Source organism: Streptomyces sp. NPDC058662, assembly GCF_042716255.1.
Taxonomy (GTDB): domain Bacteria; phylum Actinomycetota; class Actinomycetes; order Streptomycetales; family Streptomycetaceae; genus Streptomyces.
In genome coordinates, this window is sequence record NZ_JBHXRU010000121.1 from 1 (window position 1) to 17,266 (window position 17,266).

A 17,266-nucleotide genomic window follows, 5' to 3' on the forward strand; every position below is an offset into this window, starting at 1 on the left:
GTGGCCGCCGGGCCACCGGGTCCTCCCGGTCCTTCACCTGCGGACGGTCAGCAGGCGCCCTGGTCCTTCCAGACGCCCCACTCGCCCGTGGTGCCGGGCTCCTCGTTCTGCGTCCACCACTGGGCCTTCCAGTTGCGGCCCTTGTGCGAGACGAGGGCGCCGCTGTTGTAGACCTGGCCCGCCACGTACGCCGGGTTGGCGCAGGCGCCGCCCGTCGGCGGGGTCGTGGTGGGCGGGGTGGTCGTCGGGGGTGTGGTCGTCGGCGGAGTGGTGGTCGGAGGCGTCGTGGTCGGAGGCGTCGTGCCGCCGCCCGGCTGGACCACCGTGACGCCGCGGGCCAGTTCGCCGGCGAGGGCGTACGTCGTGCCGGAGATGTTCACGGTCCAGTTGGAGGGCGTGGACACCGGCAGGTAGTAGTTGAACGCCAGGTCGACCGTGGCGCCCGGGGCCAGCGACTGCCAGGCCGGGAGCTTCAGGGAGACCCGGTGGAAGTCGCCCTTCAGGCCGCCCACGTTGCTGCCCGTGTGGTCGCTCTTGATCACCTTCGTGCCGAATCCCGACTGGTCGGAGGCGTTGCCCGGGGCGGAGGTGGCGTAGTCGAACTGGAACTCGGTACCGCCCGGCAGTGCCGCCCGGGTGTTGTTGGTGATCTTGACCTTGGGGGTGAGGGGGTAGTTGGAGTCGCCCAGCTTGAACTCGGTGAACTCCGCCTTCACGTCCACGGCCTGGGCCGGCAGCGCGGTGTTGGACTTCTTGGCGCCGTACGGCGAGGCGGCCTTGAACTTGTCGTACATCAGCGAGGTGAGCGTGTCGCCCATCTCGTACTGGTTCTTGGCGGCGTTCCAGGAGTAGTCGCCGGCCATCTCCCAGACCATCGTGCCGCCGATGCCGCGGTTGACCACGTAGTCCGCCTTGGCGGCCACCGACTGCTCGTCCTCGGTGGACAGGAAGACCTTCTTCTGCGCGTTCCACAGCCACGGCGCGACCAGGGTCGAGTCGTACTTGCGGGCGTAGGTTCCGGTCAGCGTCGTGTTCGCGGGGAAGCCGTACTTGGTGACGTAGTCGCCGACGATCCCCTTCTCCAGGTTCTTGGCGTGCCACATCGGGTTGGAGCCGGCCGGCGACTCGGCGCCGTTGGTGTCCTTGTCGTGCCACAGGTTGTCGATGCCGACGGCGCCGTCACCGCACTTGGTCAGACCGGCGCCGGCCGGGCAGGTGGTCGCGGACGCCTTGCCCCACAGGCCGTCGGTGCCGCCCTGCACGTTCTTGTGGCCGCGGGTGTAGTACGGCAGGCCGATGTTGATGCGGCCGGCCGGCATGGAGCCGCGGAAGTAGTGGTACGCCCAGTCGGTGTTCAGGTAGCCGACGCCGCCGTACTGGGAGCTGCCGTAGACGTTCGCGGCGGCCAGCTCGGCGTCCTTGCCGTCGTCGAAGAGCGAGGCGTTCGGGCCCACGTACTCGTTCCAGGCGCCGTGCAGGTCGTAGGACATGATGTTGACGTAGTCCAGGTACTTCTGCATCTGGAACGTCTCCATGCCCCGCAGCAGGTAGCCGGAGGAGGGGGCGGCGACGGTGAGCAGGTAGTGCTTGCCGTCGGCGGCGCCGGCCCGGTCGAGCTTCTCGCGCAGGCTCTTCATGAGGGCGTCGTAGCCCTGGACGAGGCCGGCGCGGCGGGCGTTGGCCAGCTGCCAGTCGAGCGGGTTGCCCGCGTCCTTCATGGTGGTCGGGTACTCGTAGTCGACATCGACGCCGTTGAAGCCGTACTTGCGGATGAACTCGACGGAGGAGTCCGCGAAGGTGTTGATGCCCGCGTGGTTGACCGAGCCGTCGGCGTTGGTGGCCATCGAGTAGAAGCCGCCGGAGTTGACGCGGTTGCCGTCGTCCCCGAAGTAGCCGCCGGTCTCGGCCCAACCGCCCACCGAGATGAGCGTCTTGACGTTCGGGTACTGCTTCTTGAACTTCGTCAGCTGGTTGAAGTGGCCCTTGTAGGGGAGCGCGGGGTCCATCTCGGCACCCGCCACGCCCGGCCAGGTCATCCCGGTGGCCGCGTTGTTGGCGTTGTCCGCGCCGACCGAGATCTTGTTGTCGGAGCCGACGTGCGCGAAGGCGTAGTTGATGTGCGTGATCTTCGACCACGGGATGTTGTTGGCCAGGTACGCCGGCTCGCCGTTCTTGCCGGTGCGCCAGCCGGTGAAATAGCCGATGACGCGGCGCTGGTGGTCGGCGCCCATCTTCTCGCGGCCCTCGGCGTCGTAGACCGAGCAGTACGGCACGTCGACGCCGGCGGTCTTGTACAGCCCGTCGGGGCGACAGCTCTCGTTGTCGGCGGCGTGGGAGACGCCGGACGAGAGCCCGCCCACGAGCAGCCCGGCGATTGCGGCGCCGGATGCCAGGAGCATGGCTCTGGTGCGTGTGGGGGACAGCATGGTGCCTCCTGGGGAGGGGAGGATGGCAGGACACAACGGGACACAACATGCGTACGGGTGGTTCTCGTTGGCCCGTGACGTGCGCACATCTGACGGGCTGTTCCCTGGCAGGATGAAGGGAACGTTAAGAGGACTAGACCAACCCGTCAATAGGTCTGGACCAACCTCCGACCCGTGCGGCGCGATCCCCGGGCCCGCCGCGAACGGCCCCGCGGGACCCCGCGGCGGAGTGCGTGGTCGCCCCGGACCTCCCGCGGGTCACTCCTCGGGGCCTCCGCGGAACACTCGGCGGCGTCCGCGCGGCCGCCTCCCCGGCCCCGTACGGCCGCCTCCCCGGCCCCGTACGGCCGCCTCCCCGGGCCCGTGCGGACGCCCGCCCGCAGCCCGTGTGACCCCGCCCCGGAACCGGTAGGGACCCCGCCCGGGGCCCGTCCTGTGAGCCAGGCCACACATCCTCACCCGCATGGCCGCCGATCACCCGTGGCAGACTGGCTCCAGTACCAGTAGCAGCGCACTCCGGGGTCGGTGTAATTCCGAACCGGCGGTTATAGTCCGCGACCCGTCCGCAGCCAGCGGCCGGTTGACCAGGTGAGATTCCTGGACCGACGGTTAAAGTCCGGATGGGAGGCAGTGCGCGGCGGGCCAGTCACCGGTACGCCGCCGTCGGCGGTTCGTCGGCGCATCCTCGCGATGCCGCCCCAGCGAACCGTTTTCCGGCCTCGGCGTCCCCGCGTGCGCTGTACCGCTTCATCTGTCGTTTCCCGACAGGCCCCGGAGTCCGTGCCCGATGAGGCAGGAGGACCCGGTGGCGACACATGCCGCGCAGACAGCACCCGACGCGGACACCCGTGCCATGCGCCGAGCCGTCGAGCTCGCCGCCCGCGGGCTCGGCTCCACCAGCCCCAACCCCGTCGTCGGCTGCGTGATCACCGACGCCTCGGGCGCTGTCGTGGGCGAGGGCTGGCACCAGCGGGCCGGCGGTCCGCACGCCGAAATCCACGCCCTGCGCGCCGCGGGCGACGCCGCCCGCGGCGCCACCGCCTACGTCACCCTCGAACCCTGCGACCACACCGGTCGCACGGGCCCCTGCTCCCGCGCCCTCCTCGACGCCGGCATCACCCGTGTGGTCTACGCGGTGCCCGACCCGAACCCCCAGGCCGCCGGGGGCGCCGCCACCCTGCGCGCCGCCGGCGTGGACACCCGGGCCGGCCTCCTCCGGGAGGAGGCCGAGCAGGGCAACGCGGCCTGGCTGACCTCCGTCCGGCTGGGCCGCCCGTACGTGCTGTGGAAGTACGCCGCCACCCTCGACGGCAGGATCGCCGCCGCGGACGGCACCAGCCGCTGGATCAGCTCCGCCGAGTCCCGCGCCGACGTCCACCGGCTGCGCGCCGAGGCCGACGCCGTCGTCGTCGGCTCCGGCACCCTGCGCGCCGACGACCCGCACCTCGCCGTCCGCGGCGTCGAGGGCGCCGTGCAGCCCCTGCGCGTCGTCCTCGACACCCGCGCCACCGTCCGGCCCGGCGCCCGGGTCCTGGACGGGGCCGCCCCCACCCTGATCGTCGTGGGCGAGGACACCGGCGAGGAGGCCACCCGCCACCTGGCCGGCGTCGACGTGGCCCGGATCCCGTACGACGGGAACGGCCTCGCCGTCCCCGCCCTGCTCGCCGAGCTGCACGGACGCGGCATCCGCTCCGTCCTCCTCGAAGGCGGCCCGACCCTGGCCGGCGCCTTCGTCGCCGCCGGCGCCGTCGACCGGGTCGTCGGCTACCTCGCCCCCGTCCTGCTCGGCGCCGGCCCCGCCGCCCTCGCCGACGCCGGCATCGCCACCCTCACCGACGCGCTGCGCCTTCGCATCACCGAGAGCGTCCGCATCGGCACGGACATCCGCATCACCGCCGTACCCGCCGCCACCTCCCTCCCCACCGTCCCCAAGGAGCACTGAGTGTTCACCGGAATCGTCGAAGAACTGGGCGAGGTCGCCGCGGTCGAGCAGCTCGCGGAAGCCTCCCGCTTCCGCCTGCGCGGCCCCGTCGTCACCGCGGACGCCAAGCACGGCGACTCCATCGCCGTCAACGGCGTCTGCCTGACCGTCGTGGAGACCGCCGACGGCGAGTTCACCGCCGACGTCATGCAGGAGACCCTCGACCGCTCCAGCCTCGGCGCCCTGACCGAGGGCTCCCGGGTCAACCTGGAGCGCCCGATGGCCCTCGGCGGCCGGCTCGGCGGGCACCTCGTCCAGGGACACGTGGACGGCACCGGCGAGATCCTCTCCCGGACCCCCTCCGAGCACTGGGAACTCGTCAAGGTCGCCCTCCCGCCGCACCTCTCGCGCTACGTCGTCGAGAAGGGCTCCATCACGGTCGACGGCGTCAGCCTCACCGTGGTCGAGGCCGCCGCCGACTGGTTCACCATCAGCCTCATCCCCACCACCCTCGCGCTGACCACCCTCGGCATCAAGCAGCCCGGCGACCCCGTCAACCTGGAGGTCGACGTCCTCGCCAAGTACGTCGAGCGCCTGCTCGCCGCCGGAGTGAACCCGGCGCACACCGAGGAGGCCGGCCGGTGAACGCCCTGACCTGGCTCAACACCGAGGCCTTCACGGTCGTCGGCCAGAAGGTCATCTGGTCCGACATGATCGGGAACCTGATGGGCCTCGCCGCACTCGCCCTCGGCTGGCGCCGCTCCATATGGACCTGGCCCGCACAGCTCCTCTCCGGCCTGATCCTCATCGCCGCCTACGCCTCCGCCCACCTCGCCGGGGGCGTCGGCAAGCAGCTCCTCGTCATCGGCGTCGCGATCTGGGGCTGGCGCGCCTGGCAGCTCGGCAAGCGCCGGGCCCAGGACGGCTCCATCGCCGTGCGCACCGCCACCTGGAAGGAGCGGGCCCTGCTCCTCGCCGGGGCGGCGCTCGGCACGCTCGCCGTCGGCGGCCTGTTCACGCTCTTCCCGCACCTGTCGTGGAGCCCGTGGGCCGACGCGTACATCTTCGTCGGCACGATCGTCGCGATGGTCGCCCAGGCCCGCGGCCTCGTCGAGTTCTGGTTCGCCTGGCTCCTCGTCGACCTGGTCGGCGTCCCCCTCGCGTTCAGCGGCGGACTGGCCTTCTCCGGCCTCGTCTACGTCGTGTACTTCGCGCTCGTCCTGTGGGGCGCCTACGACTGGTACCAGCGTTCGCGCAGCACCCCCGCCCCGGCCCTGGAAGGAGCTACGGCATGACCACCCTCAAGCCCGTGCCCGACGCCGACCTCGAAGAGACCTTCCTGCTCGACCCCGTGGAGCAGGCCATCCGCGACATCGCGGCCGGCCGGCCGGTGGTCGTCGTGGACGACGAGGACCGCGAGAACGAGGGAGACCTCGTCATCGCCGCCGAGAAGGCCACCCCCGAGATCATCGCGTTCATGATGAGCGAGTGCCGGGGCCTGATCTGCGCGCCGCTGGAGGGCCCCGAGCTGGAGCGGCTCGAACTCCCCCAGATGGTCCAGCACAACACCGAGTCGATGCAGACCGCCTTCACCGTCTCCGTCGACGCGAGCGCCGCCCACGGCGTCACCACCGGCATCTCGGCCGCCGACCGCGCCACCACCCTGCGGATGCTCGCGGACGGGGTGTCCGGCCCCGAGGACTTCGTCCGCCCCGGCCACGTCTTCCCGCTGCGCGCCAAGCCAGGCGGCGTCCTGGTCCGCAACGGCCACACCGAGGCCGCAGTCGACCTCGCCCGCCTGGCCGGCCTGCGCCCCGCAGGTGCCATCGTGGAGATCGCGGGCGAGGACGGCGTCATGCTGCGCCTGCCCGAGCTGATCCCCTTCGCCCGCAAGCACGGCCTGACGATCATCTCCATCGAGGACCTGATCGCCTACCGCCGCTCCAGCGAGCCGACCGTGCGCCGCGAGGCCGAGGTCAGCCTGCCGACCGCCTTCGGCGAGTTCACCGCGTACGGCTACCGCTCCACCGTCGACGGCGTCGAGCACATCGCCCTCGTCCACGGCGACATCGGCGACGGCGGCGACACGCAGGCGTCGGCCGACGGCGGCATCCTGGTCCGCATGCACTCGGAGTGCCTCACCGGCGACATCTTCCACTCGCTGCGCTGCGACTGCGGCCCCCAGCTGCACGCCTCCATGGAGCGCATCAGGGCCGAGGGCGCCGGCGTCGTCGTCTACCTGCGCGGCCACGAGGGCCGCGGCATCGGACTCCTGTCCAAGATGCGCGCGTACGAGCTCCAGGAACGCGGCCGCGACACCCTCGACGCCAACCTGGAGCTGGGCCTGCCCGCCGACGCCCGCGACTACGGGGCCGGCGCGCAGATCCTCGCCGACCTCGGCGTCCGCCGGGTACGGCTGCTGACCAACAACCCCGACAAGTCCGCCGCGCTCGTCCGCCACGGCATCGCCGTCTCCGGCCGGGAGCCGATGCCCGTCGAGGCGGGGGAGCACAATCTGCGCTACCTGCGCACCAAGCGCGACCGGATGGGCCACGACCTCCCCTGGCTGGACGGGCCCGTGACCACCTCCGCCTGCGGCAACCAGTAGCGGGCACCCCCGCCCTCCGGACACCGCACCGGCGACACACCGCACGACGACACACCGCACCACACCCACCCACCCGCACCACCACGAACCACCGAGGAGCAGAGCTGTGAGCGGCAAGGGCGCACCCGAACTGAGCGTGAAGAACTGCGGAGACCTGCGCGTCGCCGTCATCGCGGCCCAGTGGCACGAGAAGGTCATGGACGGATTGGTCGACGGCGCCCTGCGGGCCCTGCACGAACTGGGCATCGACGAGCCCACCCTGCTCCGCGTCCCGGGCAGCTTCGAGCTCCCCGTCGTGGCGAAGGTACTGGCCGGTCGCGGCTACGATGCCGTCGTCGCCCTCGGCGTGGTCATCCGCGGCGGCACCCCGCACTTCGACTACGTCTGCCAGGGCGTCACCCAGGGCCTGGTCCAGGTGTCGATCGACACCGGAGTCCCCATCGGCTTCGGCGTCCTGACCTGCGACAACGACGAGCAGGCGCTGGACCGCGCCGGGCTCGAAGGGTCGAACGAGGACAAGGGGCACGAAGCGGTCACCGCCGCCGTCTCCACGGCCATGACCCTGCGGACGGTCAGCGAACCCTGGCGCTGAGTGGCAGCCCGGGACCCCGTATTCTGAGGACCATCATGGCGAACAAACCCCCCAAGAGCTTTGAAGAGCTCTTCACGGAGCTCCAGCTCAAGGCCGCCAACGGCGACCCCAGCACCTCCCGTACCGCCGAGCTCGTGGGCAAGGGCGTCCATGCCATCGGCAAGAAGGTCGTCGAGGAGGCCGCCGAGGTCTGGATGGCCGCCGAGTACGAGGGCAAGGAAGCCGCCGCCGAGGAGATCTCCCAGCTGCTCTACCACGTCCAGGTGATGATGGTCGCGCGCGGGATCACCCTCGAAGACGTCTACGCGCACCTCTAGGCCGCAGCGCCGCCCCGCGGGCCCGGCCGGACCCCCGGCCGCCCGCGGCACCCCTTTCGCACCCACGCACGTACGCCCCTACGCACCCGAGGAAGCCCCATGCTGCGCATCGCCGTCCCCAACAAGGGTTCACTCTCCGGACCGGCGTCGGCGATGCTCCATGAGGCCGGCTACCGGATGCGCAAGGAGTCCAAGGAGCTCGTGGTCGTCGACCCCGAGAACGAGGTGGAGTTCTTCTACCTCCGCCCCAAGGACATCGCGATCTACGTCTCCTCGGGCAAGCTCGACATCGGCATCACCGGACGCGACCTGCTGCTCGACTCCGGCGCCAGCGCCGAGGAGATCCTTCCGCTGAACTTCGGCCGCTCCACCTTCCGCTACGCGACGCTCCCCGGCACCGCGAAGGGCCCCGAGGACTTCCACGGGATGACCATCGCGACGTCGTACGAGGGAATCGTCGCCAAGCACCTCGCCGAACAGGGCATCGACGCCTCCGTCGTCCACCTCGACGGCGCGGTGGAGACCGCGATCCAGCTCGGCGTCGCCCAGATCATCGCCGACGTGGTCGAGACCGGCACCAGCCTGCGCAACGCCGGCCTGGAGGTCATCGGCGAGCCGATCCTCAAGTCCGAGGCCGTCGTCATCCGCCGCAACGGCGCCGATGCCGAGAACCCGCAGACCCAGCAGTTCCTGCGCCGCCTGCAGGGTGTCCTGGTGGCCCGCAGCTACGTGATGATGGACTACGACTGCCGCGCCGAGCACCTGGAGCGGGCCGTCGCCCTCACCCCCGGCCTGGAGTCGCCCACCATCTCCCCGCTGCACAACGAGGGCTGGGTCGCGGTCCGGGCCATGGTCCCCGCCAAGGAGGCCCAGCGGATCATGGACGACCTGTACGAGCTCGGCGCGCGCGCGATCCTCACCACCTCGATCCACGCCTGCCGTCTCTGATCGCCACGCCAACCCCAGAAGGCAACTGAACCACCATGGCCGAGCCCGCCGCCCCGCCCGCACCGCCCGCCCTGCCGGTCACCTTCCGGCCGACCCGCACCCGGGCCGTCCTGCTGGGCGTCGGGCTCGCCATGTTCCTCACCATCACCGCCATCGCGGTCATGCTGGAGCGCCTCGCCCCCGGCGAGCGCATCAGCTTCGTGTTCACCGCCGTGCTGCTGAGCTCCGTACTGGTCCTGCTCAGCCGCCCCAAGGTGGTCGCCGACGAGGCCGGCGTCACCGTCGTGAACCTGACCACCACCCGCCGTCTGGAATGGGCGCAGATCCTGCGCGTCAATCTCCGCCCCGGCGACCCGTGGGTCTTCCTCGACCTCAGCGACGGCACCAGCCTGCCCGCCCTCGGCATCCAGCCCGGCGTCGCCAAGCAGCAGGCCATCCGCGACGCCCGCGCCCTGCGCGCCCTCGTCGAGACCCGCGGCCTCGGCGCGAACGACCACTGAGCACCCCACCCCTCGGCGCGAACGCCCACTGAGCACACCGCGCCTCGCCGCTGCGTCCCATTGCGGCGGCGATCCCAATGACTACCCTGGTGGGCGGGGCGCAGCCGTGCGCCCCTCCCGTCGGCCCCGGGACCCCCGGGATCCGTGGGAACCCTGCGACTTGAGGAGTGACTCCCTCCAGCAATGGACGGATCGTCCGGCAATACCCGCGCCGCCCTCCCCCCGGAGGAGGCGGCATGACCATCCCGCTCCTTCTGCTCGCGGCGGCCTTCGTACTCGTCCTCGCCAACGGATTCTTCGTGGCGGCCGAGTTCGGCCTGGTCACCGTCGAGAGACCCGAGGCCGAACGCGCCGCAGCCGACGGGGACCGCCGTGCCCTGACGGTCGTCAAGGCCCTGCGGGAGCTGTCCTTCCAGCTCTCCGGCACCCAACTCGGCATCACCCTCACCTCCCTCGTGGTCGGCATGCTCGCCGAGCCCGCCCTCGCCGCCCTGCTGGCCGGGCCGCTCGCCGCGACCGGCCTCCCCCCAGGAGCCGTCTCCGGCGTCGCCGTCGTCATCGGCATGCTGCTCGCCTCCGCCGTCCAGATGGTCGTCGGCGAGCTCGTGCCGAAGAACTGGGCGGTCTCCCGGCCGCTCCAGGTGGCCCGCTTCGTCGCAGGCCCCCAGCACGCCTTCTCCCGCGCCTTCCGGCCGGTCATCGCCGGCCTCAACGCCGTCGCCAACCGGCTGGTGCGGGCGCTCGGCGTGGAGCCCACCGAGGAGATGGCCTCCGCCCGTACGCCCGGCGAACTGGTCTCCCTGGTCCGCCACTCGGCCCGCGCCGGAGCCCTCGAACAGGACACCGCCGACCTCTTCGTACGCACCCTCTCGCTGGGCGGGCTCACGGCCCAGCACGTCATGACCCCCCGGGTGCGGGTCAGCGCCCTGCAGCACACGGCCACCGCGGCCGACGTGCTGAACCTGACCCGCGCCACCGGGCTGTCGCGGTTCCCGGTCTACCGCGAGCGCATCGACGACATCACCGGTGTGGTCCACCTCAAGGACGCCCTCGCCGTGCCCGAGTCCGAACGCGCCCGCACCGCCGTGGGCCGGATCTGCGTCGCCCCGCTGCGGGTGCCCGGCTCGCTGCCGGTGCAGCCCCTGCTGGAGCGGCTGCGCAGTGAGCAGCCCATGGCCGTGGTCGTCGACGAGTACGGCGGCACCGCGGGCGTGGTCACCCTGGAGGACATCGTGGAGGAACTCGTCGGGGAGGTGCGCGACGAGCACGACCTCGCGGAGGACGCCCGTCCCGAGCTCACCCCCGTGCCCGCGGAGGACGGCCGCCCCTCCTGGGAAGCCGACGGCAGCTGCCGGGTCCTGACCCTGCGCCGGATAGGCCTGGAGGTCCCCGAGGGCCCCTACGAGACCGTCGCCGGCCTCGTCGCCGACCTGCTGGGCCGCATCCCCGTCCCCGGGGACCGCGCGGAGCTCCCCGGCTGGAAGCTGTCCGTCCGCCGGGTCGGCCGCTACCGCGCCGAACGGGTCCGGTTGGTGCGCACGGCCGCGGCCGCCACCCCCGGAGCCCGGGGCGGCGCCGGGCACCCGGCCGACGCCGCGGACTTCGTCGGGGCCGGAGCCGGAGTCGGCGCCGGGGCCGGGGCCGCGCTGGAGGTGGCGGGCCGGTGAACGCCCTCCAGCTCGTCTTCGCGCTGCTCCTGGTCCTGGCCAACGGCTTCTTCGTGGGCGCCGAGTTCGCCCTCGTCTCCGTACGGCGCAGCCAGATCGAGCCGCTCGCGGCCGACTCCAAGCGGGCCCGCCAGGTGCTCCACGGCCTGGAGAACCTGCCCCGGATGATGGCCGCCGCCCAGTTCGGCATCACCATGTGCTCCCTCACCCTCGGTGCGGTCGCCGAACCGACCGTCGCCCGGCTGCTGGAGCCCGCCTTCCACGCCCTGCACGTCCCGCAGGGCCTGATCCACCCCCTCGGGTACGCCATCGCCCTCACGGCCGTGGTCTTCCTCCACCTGGTCATCGGCGAGATGGTCCCCAAGAACCTCGCCATGGCCGCCCCCGAGCGGACCGCGCTGTGGTTCAGTCCGGGCCTGGTCGCCTTCGCCCGCGTGTGCGGGCCGGTCACCGCCGCGCTCGGCGCCTGCGCCGCGCTCGTCCTGCGGCTCTTCAAGGTCGAGCCCAAGGACGAGGTCGAGGCCGTCTTCACCAGCGCCCAGCTCGGCCGGCTCGTCGAGGACTCCCGCCTCGCCGGACTCCTGGAGCCCGGCGAGCAGGAGCGCCTGGAGGACGCCCTCGAACTGGGCAGTCGGCCGGTCACCGACGTCCTCCTGGCCCGGGACCGACTCGTCACCGTCGGACCCTCGGTCACCCCGCGGCAGATCGAGCAGCTGACCGTGCGCACCGGCTACTCGCGGTTCCCCGTCCGCTCCGTCACCGGCGCCTTCATGGGCTACCTGCACGTCAAGGACGTACTGGACCTGGAGGACCGGGAACGGGCCGTGCCCCAGCGGGTGTGGCGGCGGATGACCACGGTGTGCTCCACACTGCCGCTGGACGACGCCCTCGGCGTCATGCGGCGGGACGCCACCCACCTGGCCCAGGTCGCCGACCCGTCCGGCCGCGTGCTGGGCCTCGTCGCCATGGAGGACGTGCTGGAGATGCTCGTCGGCGAGGTACGCGACCCCGCGCACCGCGCCGCTCCACCGGCCCGCCGGGCCGAGAGCCGCGAGCAGGGCGCCCTGACCGGCTGACGAGCCCCCCGGCCTGCACCCGGGCCGCCCCGCGCCTCACAGCGGCGGCGGTTCGGGGCGGTCCTGGGGGCCCCGCCCCGACAGGACCTCTCCGTACGCCTGCATCAGGTCCGCCAGCCGCAGGGTCGACAGGTCGTCCCGCGACGGGTCGCCCGGGAAGCCCGCCAGCCGCAGGTCCCGGTACGCGCAGCTCTTCTCGTACAGGGTGCGCAGGAAGCGGCCGTTGCCCAGCTCGTCGATCCAGCCCTGCTCCACCACGTGCCCGCTGATGCTGCGCAGCTCCTCCAGCGCCTCCTCGTCCCAGCGGTCCCCGTTGGCGTCCGCGAGCACCCCGCCGATCGCGGTCAGCTCCAGCGGCCGGTAGCTCGGGAAGTCGACCCGGGTGGTGAAGCGCGAGGACAGCCCCGGATTCGCGGCGAGCAGCCGGTCCATCCCGGCCGGATAGCCCGCCAGGATCACCACGAGGTGGTCCCGGTTGTCCTCGGCCCGCTTGAGCAGCACCTGGAGGGCCTCGTCCCCGTACGCGTCGCCCTTGCTGTAACCCGAGTTGGAGAGGCTGTACGCCTCGTCCACGAACAGCACCCCGCCGATCGCCGAATCGATCAGCTCGTTCGCCTTGACGGCGGTCTGCCCGAGGAACTCGCCGACCAGGTCGGCACGTTGCGCCTCCACCAGGTGGTCGCCGCCCAGCAGGCCCAGCGCGTAGAAGACCCGGCCCAGGATCCGGGCCACCGTCGTCTTGCCCGTTCCGGACGGCCCCGAGAACACGAAGTGACGCTTCGGAGGCTGCACCGGCAGTCCCTGGCCGGCCCGCAGCCGCGCCATGTGCAGCTGCGCGGAGAGCGCCTTGACCTGCCGCTTGACCGGTTCCAGGCCCACCATCCGCTCCAGCTCCGCCAAGGCCTCGGCCAGGGCCGCCGGATCGGCGGGCCCGGCCGGCAGCCCCGGCGGCGCACCCTGCGGGGGGACGGCCGCCTTGCGCCGTACGCCCTCCCCGCGGCTCCCGGGCGGCGCCGGCGGGACCAGCGGATCGGCCTCCGCCTGCCCGTCCGCCGCGATGTCCTGCACGGGCCCGCCGCCCAGCACCACGGCCGCGAAGTCCCCGCCGGCCGGCGCCGGCGCGTGCCCGGCGAAGCCCGCGTAGCCGGAGTACCCCGCCAGACCCGCCAGGCCGGCCATGCCGTCGGAGTCGTCACTGTCCTCGATGGCCGTCAGCCGGGCCGCGGTGTCCATGAACGACGGGTCCACCCGGTGCACCGCCCGGTACAGCGGCAGCGCCGCCGCACTGCGTCCGGTCCCCTCGTGCGCCCGCGCAAGCCAGTACCGCAGCTCCTTGCGCTGCGGCTGCTCGCTGCGGCACCGCATCAGCGCCGCCGACAGCATCGGCTCCGCCTGCCCGTACATCTCCAGCCGGACCCGCGCCATCCCGCCGAACAGGCCGGCCTCGATGCCCAGCAGCGGATCGTCGACCAGCGGTTCGGTGTGCCGGACCAGCTGCTCCCAGTCCTTGACCAGGTACGCCCGGCAGGCGTGCAGGAACCGCACCTGCTGATCGGCGTCCACGGGTGGCAGCGCCGCGAGGGCCTGGTCCAGCTCGGGCACGTGCCGCCCGTCCAGCCAGTGCGAGGCGTGCGCCAGCAGCAGGTCCCGCCGGTTCTCCAGCACCGGCTGGACCCACCAGCCCAGCCAGTACCAGGAGTTCAGCGTCCGCCGGTGCCTGGCCCGCTGCTCGCCGAAGCGGTCCCGGTGCGCGTACATGCGAAGTAACGCGTTGGTGGTGTCGACCCGCAGGGCGTGCAGGCCGAGCCAGGCGTCGGCCATCGCCGGATCGAGCTCCACGGCGGTGCGGAACTCCTCCTCGGCCTGCGGATAGGCGCCCATGGTGCAGGCGTCGACCCCGCGCAGCCAGGCGAGTTCGGCCGGGGCGTGCGTGCTGCCCGGCGCGGCGAAATCCATCACGTCCCCCACAAGCGTGCCCCCGTGGTGCGCGGCAACCCCCGCGCGATGCACGCGAGTTGCCCACTGCGCCGATGAAATCAGGGCTGCATCGTACCTGCGGTCACGCACCTTACGTAGGGTGCGACGGGGCGGGTTCGGGCGCGAGCTTCCCGGCCGTCCGGTGACTCAGGGTGAAGGGCAGGCGGGGTCTCGCCCTCCTCGGCGCCGGGAGCCCGGCGCACGGAGGCAGAACGAAGCCCCCGATCACGGGGGAACGATCGGGGGCTTCGTGTCCGCGGCAGCCCGTAAAGACCGCGCATCCAGAACGTACGGCCGGTGCGGGGCCCTGGTCAAGCGGGTCGGTGGAGGCCCGCCGGAGCGGCTGGGCCGGGCCGCTCAGGCCCGGGGGAGGTCGTGACCCTCGGTGACCAACGGCGGCTCCGTCGCCGTCGCAGCAGCCCCGGAAGTCCACTCGTATCCCGTACCGCTCTGGCGTACCAACGTGTCGGCGTAGGGGCGCGAAGGGTCGTCGGAGAAGTGCGCGCGCTCCGCGCGCTCCCATCCGTCCCAGAAGTCGGAAAGTTCACGCCCGTCCCGGTTTCGCCCGCGCCCCCAGGACGTGGCGCGCGGCGTATCCATCCACAGGAGCCGCGCCAGTGACGGGCGCAGCGCCCGGCGGCCCGCGCCCACCCCCTCCACGAGGACCACCGGGGCCGGCTCCAGCACCCGCCGCGGTCCGGAGCGGCGCGCCACCCAGTCGTACGGGACCCAGTGCGCGGGCCGCCCCGCGGAGAGCGGCTCCAGCACCTGGGCCCGTAGCCGCTCCACCCAGCCGAACAGCTCCTCGTGGGTCGCCACGTCGTCCAGGTGCAGGACGGGCGCACCCCCCAGTGCTTCGGCGAGCCGCTCCGCGAAGGTGCTCTTCCCCGAGCCGGCATGCCCGTCCACACCGATCAGCCGGACCGGGCCGAGCGAGGGAGGCAGTGCTGCGAGCTCCTGCGCAAGTGACTCAAGTGACGGGTGTGACTCCACGCCGCCACCTTACGACCGGACCGGTCGTCCACCCCGACACGGGCGTCCGGCTTCGCCCCCGGGCTCCCGGGAACTGGAAGGGTGAGGCCACCGAAGCACCGACCCACCCTGGGGGAACCCCGCGATGACCGCACCCACGCCGCGCAGGGCCGTACTCGTCGCCGCGCTCGCGGCCGCCACGGCGGCCACCGCCGCCACCGTCCCGGGGGGCCGGGCCGCGGCGGCCCCGCCGGCCGCCCCGCCGGCCGCCCTGCCGGGCGCACCCGGCGCGCCCGCCCCGCGCGCCACCGGGCGCACCGTGGACAACCGGTTCTGGTTCTCGTACGCGCACTGGCTGGCCGGCAGCCACCGGGGCACCACCGCCGCCGGGGGGATCCGCCCCGGCCTGGAGATCGGCGCCCCGGCCGGCCGGGCCGAGTACACCGACCCGCACACCGGGCGCAGGGGCACCTGGGAGTACGCCACCTGGACCTCCCCGGTGCACACCTCCGCGGTGCCGGCCACCGAGGTCGTCGCCTCCTGGAACGCCCGCACGCCCGCCGGTACCTGGATCCAGATCGAGCTGTGCGGCACCTACGCGGACGGGAGCACCAGCCCCTGGTACGTCATGGGCCGCTGGGCCTCCGGCGACGGGGACATCCGCCGCACCTCCGTGGACGGCCAGACCGACCGCCGCTCCACGGTCTGGACCGACACCCTCGCCGTCGACGCCCCCGCGAGCGGGGTCCGCCTCGCCGCCTGGCAGCTGCGGCTGACCCTCCACCGCAAGCCGGGCGCCCGGCGGGGCCCCACGGTGTGGCTGGCCGGGGCCATGGCCTCCGACGTCCCGGACCGGTTCACCGTCCCCGCCTCCACCCCCTCCGGCACGGCCCTGGAGCTGGCCGTCCCGCGCTACTCGCAGGAGGTCCACGCCGGGCGGTACCCCGAGTACGACAACGGCGGCGAGGCCTGGTGCAGCCCCACCTCCTCGCAGATGGTCATCGAATTCTGGGGCCGGAAGGCCACCCCCGGCGCCGTGGCCTGGGTCGACCGCGACTACACGGACCCGCAGATCTGCCACGCCGCCCGCTCGACCTACGACGCGGCCTACCGCGGCTGCGGGAACTGGCCGTTCAACGCCGCCTACGCCGCCACCTACCGGCAGTTCGCCGGCGTCGTCACCCGCCTCGGCTCCCTCACCGAGGTGGAGACCCTGATCCGGGCCGGCATCCCGGTCATCACCTCCCTGTCCTTCCGGCCCGAGGAGCTCACGGGCGCGGGCTACGGCACGGCCGGCCACCTGATGACCGTGATCGGCTTCACCGCCGCCGGCGACGTGGTCGCCAACGATCCCCACTCGCCCGACAACGCCTCCGTCCGCCGGGTCTACCGCAGGAGCGAGTTCGAGAACACCTGGCTGCGCACCAGGCGCCACAACGCCACCGGGAAGGTCGTCTCCGGCACGGGCGGCATCTGCTACGTCTACGCCCCGGCCCGACCGGGGGCCGCGCGGGTCGAGGCGCTGACGCGGGTGGGGATCCTCGGGGATTCCGGTTGACCGGATTGCCCGGATAATCGCAATTTATTGGGGTAAAGGGCATATAAAGGCTTCGCATAGGAGGCAGCCCGCCATGACCACCCATCCGAGCATCGAGCACCACCCCGACCTCGCCGAGATGCGCACTCGGTTCGAGCGGGTGACCAGCACGCCCGCCGCGCAGACCGTGGAGGCGCTGGCCCTGATCACGGGCCTGTACCTGGCAGCCTCGCCGTGGATCGCCGGGTTCAGCACGCTGACCCCGCTGGCGATCAACAACCTCATCGCCGGACTGGCCTTCTGCCTGTGCATGGGCGGTTTCGGTTCCGCATACGAGCGCACCCACGCGATGGCCTGGACGGCGGTCGCACTCGGCGCGTGGACGATCGTCGCCCCGTGGGTCATCGCGGGGGAGATGGACACGACCCGCACGGTGGTCAGCAATGTGATCACCGGCATCGTGGCCCTCTGCCTCGGCCTCGCCATGGCGGCGATGGCCGGCCGCAACCGAGACTCCCGCGCCCGCGGCCGCGAGAGCCGGGTCTGACCGGCACCGCGCACGGCCCCGCGGCCGGGCTCCGACCCGCATCCGGGTCGGAGCCCGGCCGCGTGCGGTACGGGGCCCCGACGCGTGCGCTACGGGGCCCAGCCGCACGGCGGCCGGGGTTCGCGGCGGCGGGTGACGCGCCCCACGCGTGAGCAACGTCGCCACCGCGAAGGCCGCG

The 17,266-nt window shown here is 72.7% G+C and carries 15 protein-coding genes and 1 riboswitch; of the genes, 12 read left to right on the top strand and 3 right to left on the bottom strand.

The features are described from left to right. Positions 1-47 precede the first annotated feature (47 nt). Positions 48-2,426 (bottom strand): chitinase C-terminal domain-containing protein, encoded by a 2,379-nt coding sequence (locus ACFWUQ_RS28010; protein ID WP_384543550.1) that lies wholly within the window; start codon positions 2,424-2,426, stop codon positions 48-50. A 507-nt stretch (positions 2,427-2,933) separates the two neighbouring features. Further along, positions 2,934-3,064: riboswitch (FMN riboswitch) on the top strand. A gap of 149 nt (positions 3,065-3,213) precedes the next feature. On the opposite strand from ACFWUQ_RS28010, the gene ribD reads away from it, so the two are divergent. From ribD to ACFWUQ_RS28060, 10 genes are all read left to right on the top strand, one after another. After that, positions 3,214-4,368 carry a bifunctional diaminohydroxyphosphoribosylaminopyrimidine deaminase/5-amino-6-(5-phosphoribosylamino)uracil reductase RibD gene (gene ribD, locus ACFWUQ_RS28015; protein WP_384543552.1) on the top strand — a complete coding sequence of 385 codons (1,155 nt, stop codon included), beginning with the start codon at positions 3,214-3,216 and terminating at the stop codon, positions 4,366-4,368. Further along, positions 4,369-4,992 (top strand): riboflavin synthase, encoded by a 624-nt coding sequence (locus tag ACFWUQ_RS28020; protein WP_384543554.1) that lies wholly within the window; start codon positions 4,369-4,371, stop codon positions 4,990-4,992. After that, positions 4,989-5,642, top strand: a complete 654-nt coding sequence (locus ACFWUQ_RS28025; protein ID WP_384543556.1) for a nicotinamide riboside transporter PnuC — start codon at positions 4,989-4,991, stop codon at positions 5,640-5,642. The genes ACFWUQ_RS28020 and ACFWUQ_RS28025 overlap by 4 nt, the downstream gene beginning before the upstream one ends. Further along, positions 5,639-6,955 carry a bifunctional 3,4-dihydroxy-2-butanone-4-phosphate synthase/GTP cyclohydrolase II gene (locus ACFWUQ_RS28030; RefSeq protein WP_384543558.1) on the top strand — a complete coding sequence of 439 codons (1,317 nt, stop codon included), beginning with the start codon at positions 5,639-5,641 and terminating at the stop codon, positions 6,953-6,955. Before ACFWUQ_RS28025 ends, ACFWUQ_RS28030 begins: the two co-directional genes overlap by 4 nt. Positions 6,956-7,061: 106 nt before the next feature. Continuing rightward, the gene (gene ribH / locus ACFWUQ_RS28035; RefSeq protein ID WP_384543560.1) at positions 7,062-7,547 is read left to right on the top strand and encodes a 6,7-dimethyl-8-ribityllumazine synthase; all 486 of its coding nucleotides are present in this window, start codon (positions 7,062-7,064) and stop codon (positions 7,545-7,547) included. A 35-nt stretch (positions 7,548-7,582) separates the two neighbouring features. After that, on the top strand, positions 7,583-7,864 hold the full coding sequence (locus ACFWUQ_RS28040; RefSeq protein WP_243334490.1) for a phosphoribosyl-ATP diphosphatase: 282 nt from the start codon (positions 7,583-7,585) through the stop codon (positions 7,862-7,864). 99 nt (positions 7,865-7,963) lie between these two features. Next, on the top strand, positions 7,964-8,812 hold the full coding sequence (gene hisG, locus ACFWUQ_RS28045; RefSeq protein WP_384543562.1) for an ATP phosphoribosyltransferase: 849 nt from the start codon (positions 7,964-7,966) through the stop codon (positions 8,810-8,812). 35 nt (positions 8,813-8,847) lie between these two features. Beyond that, on the top strand, positions 8,848-9,312 hold the full coding sequence (locus tag ACFWUQ_RS28050) for a PH domain-containing protein (protein WP_384543564.1): 465 nt from the start codon (positions 8,848-8,850) through the stop codon (positions 9,310-9,312). Positions 9,313-9,548: 236 nt separating this feature from the next. Beyond that, positions 9,549-10,979: a hemolysin family protein gene (locus ACFWUQ_RS28055; RefSeq protein WP_384543566.1), complete on the top strand. Its 1,431-nt coding sequence runs from the start codon at positions 9,549-9,551 to the stop codon at positions 10,977-10,979. Continuing rightward, positions 10,976-12,055: a hemolysin family protein gene (locus tag ACFWUQ_RS28060; RefSeq protein ID WP_384543568.1), complete on the top strand. Its 1,080-nt coding sequence runs from the start codon at positions 10,976-10,978 to the stop codon at positions 12,053-12,055. Before ACFWUQ_RS28055 ends, ACFWUQ_RS28060 begins: the two co-directional genes overlap by 4 nt. 36 nt (positions 12,056-12,091) lie before the next feature. Here ACFWUQ_RS28060 and ACFWUQ_RS28065 read toward each other — a convergent pair whose 3' ends face one another. Further along, positions 12,092-14,011 (bottom strand): AAA family ATPase, encoded by a 1,920-nt coding sequence (locus ACFWUQ_RS28065; RefSeq protein WP_384543576.1) that lies wholly within the window; start codon positions 14,009-14,011, stop codon positions 12,092-12,094. A 378-nt stretch (positions 14,012-14,389) separates the two neighbouring features. Continuing rightward, positions 14,390-15,025, bottom strand: coding sequence for a uridine kinase (locus ACFWUQ_RS28070; protein WP_384543570.1), 636 nt, complete (start codon positions 15,023-15,025; stop codon positions 14,390-14,392). A gap of 124 nt (positions 15,026-15,149) precedes the next feature. Between ACFWUQ_RS28070 and ACFWUQ_RS28075 the strand changes: the two genes are divergently transcribed. Next, entirely contained in the window at positions 15,150-16,562 is a 1,413-nt protein-coding gene (locus tag ACFWUQ_RS28075) for a peptidase C39 family protein (protein ID WP_384543572.1), read from the top strand. 73 nt (positions 16,563-16,635) lie between these two features. Beyond that, complete coding sequence (locus tag ACFWUQ_RS28080) at positions 16,636-17,088, top strand: SPW repeat protein (RefSeq protein WP_384543574.1); 453 nt, start codon at positions 16,636-16,638, stop codon at positions 17,086-17,088. Positions 17,089-17,266: the final 178 nt, after the last annotated feature.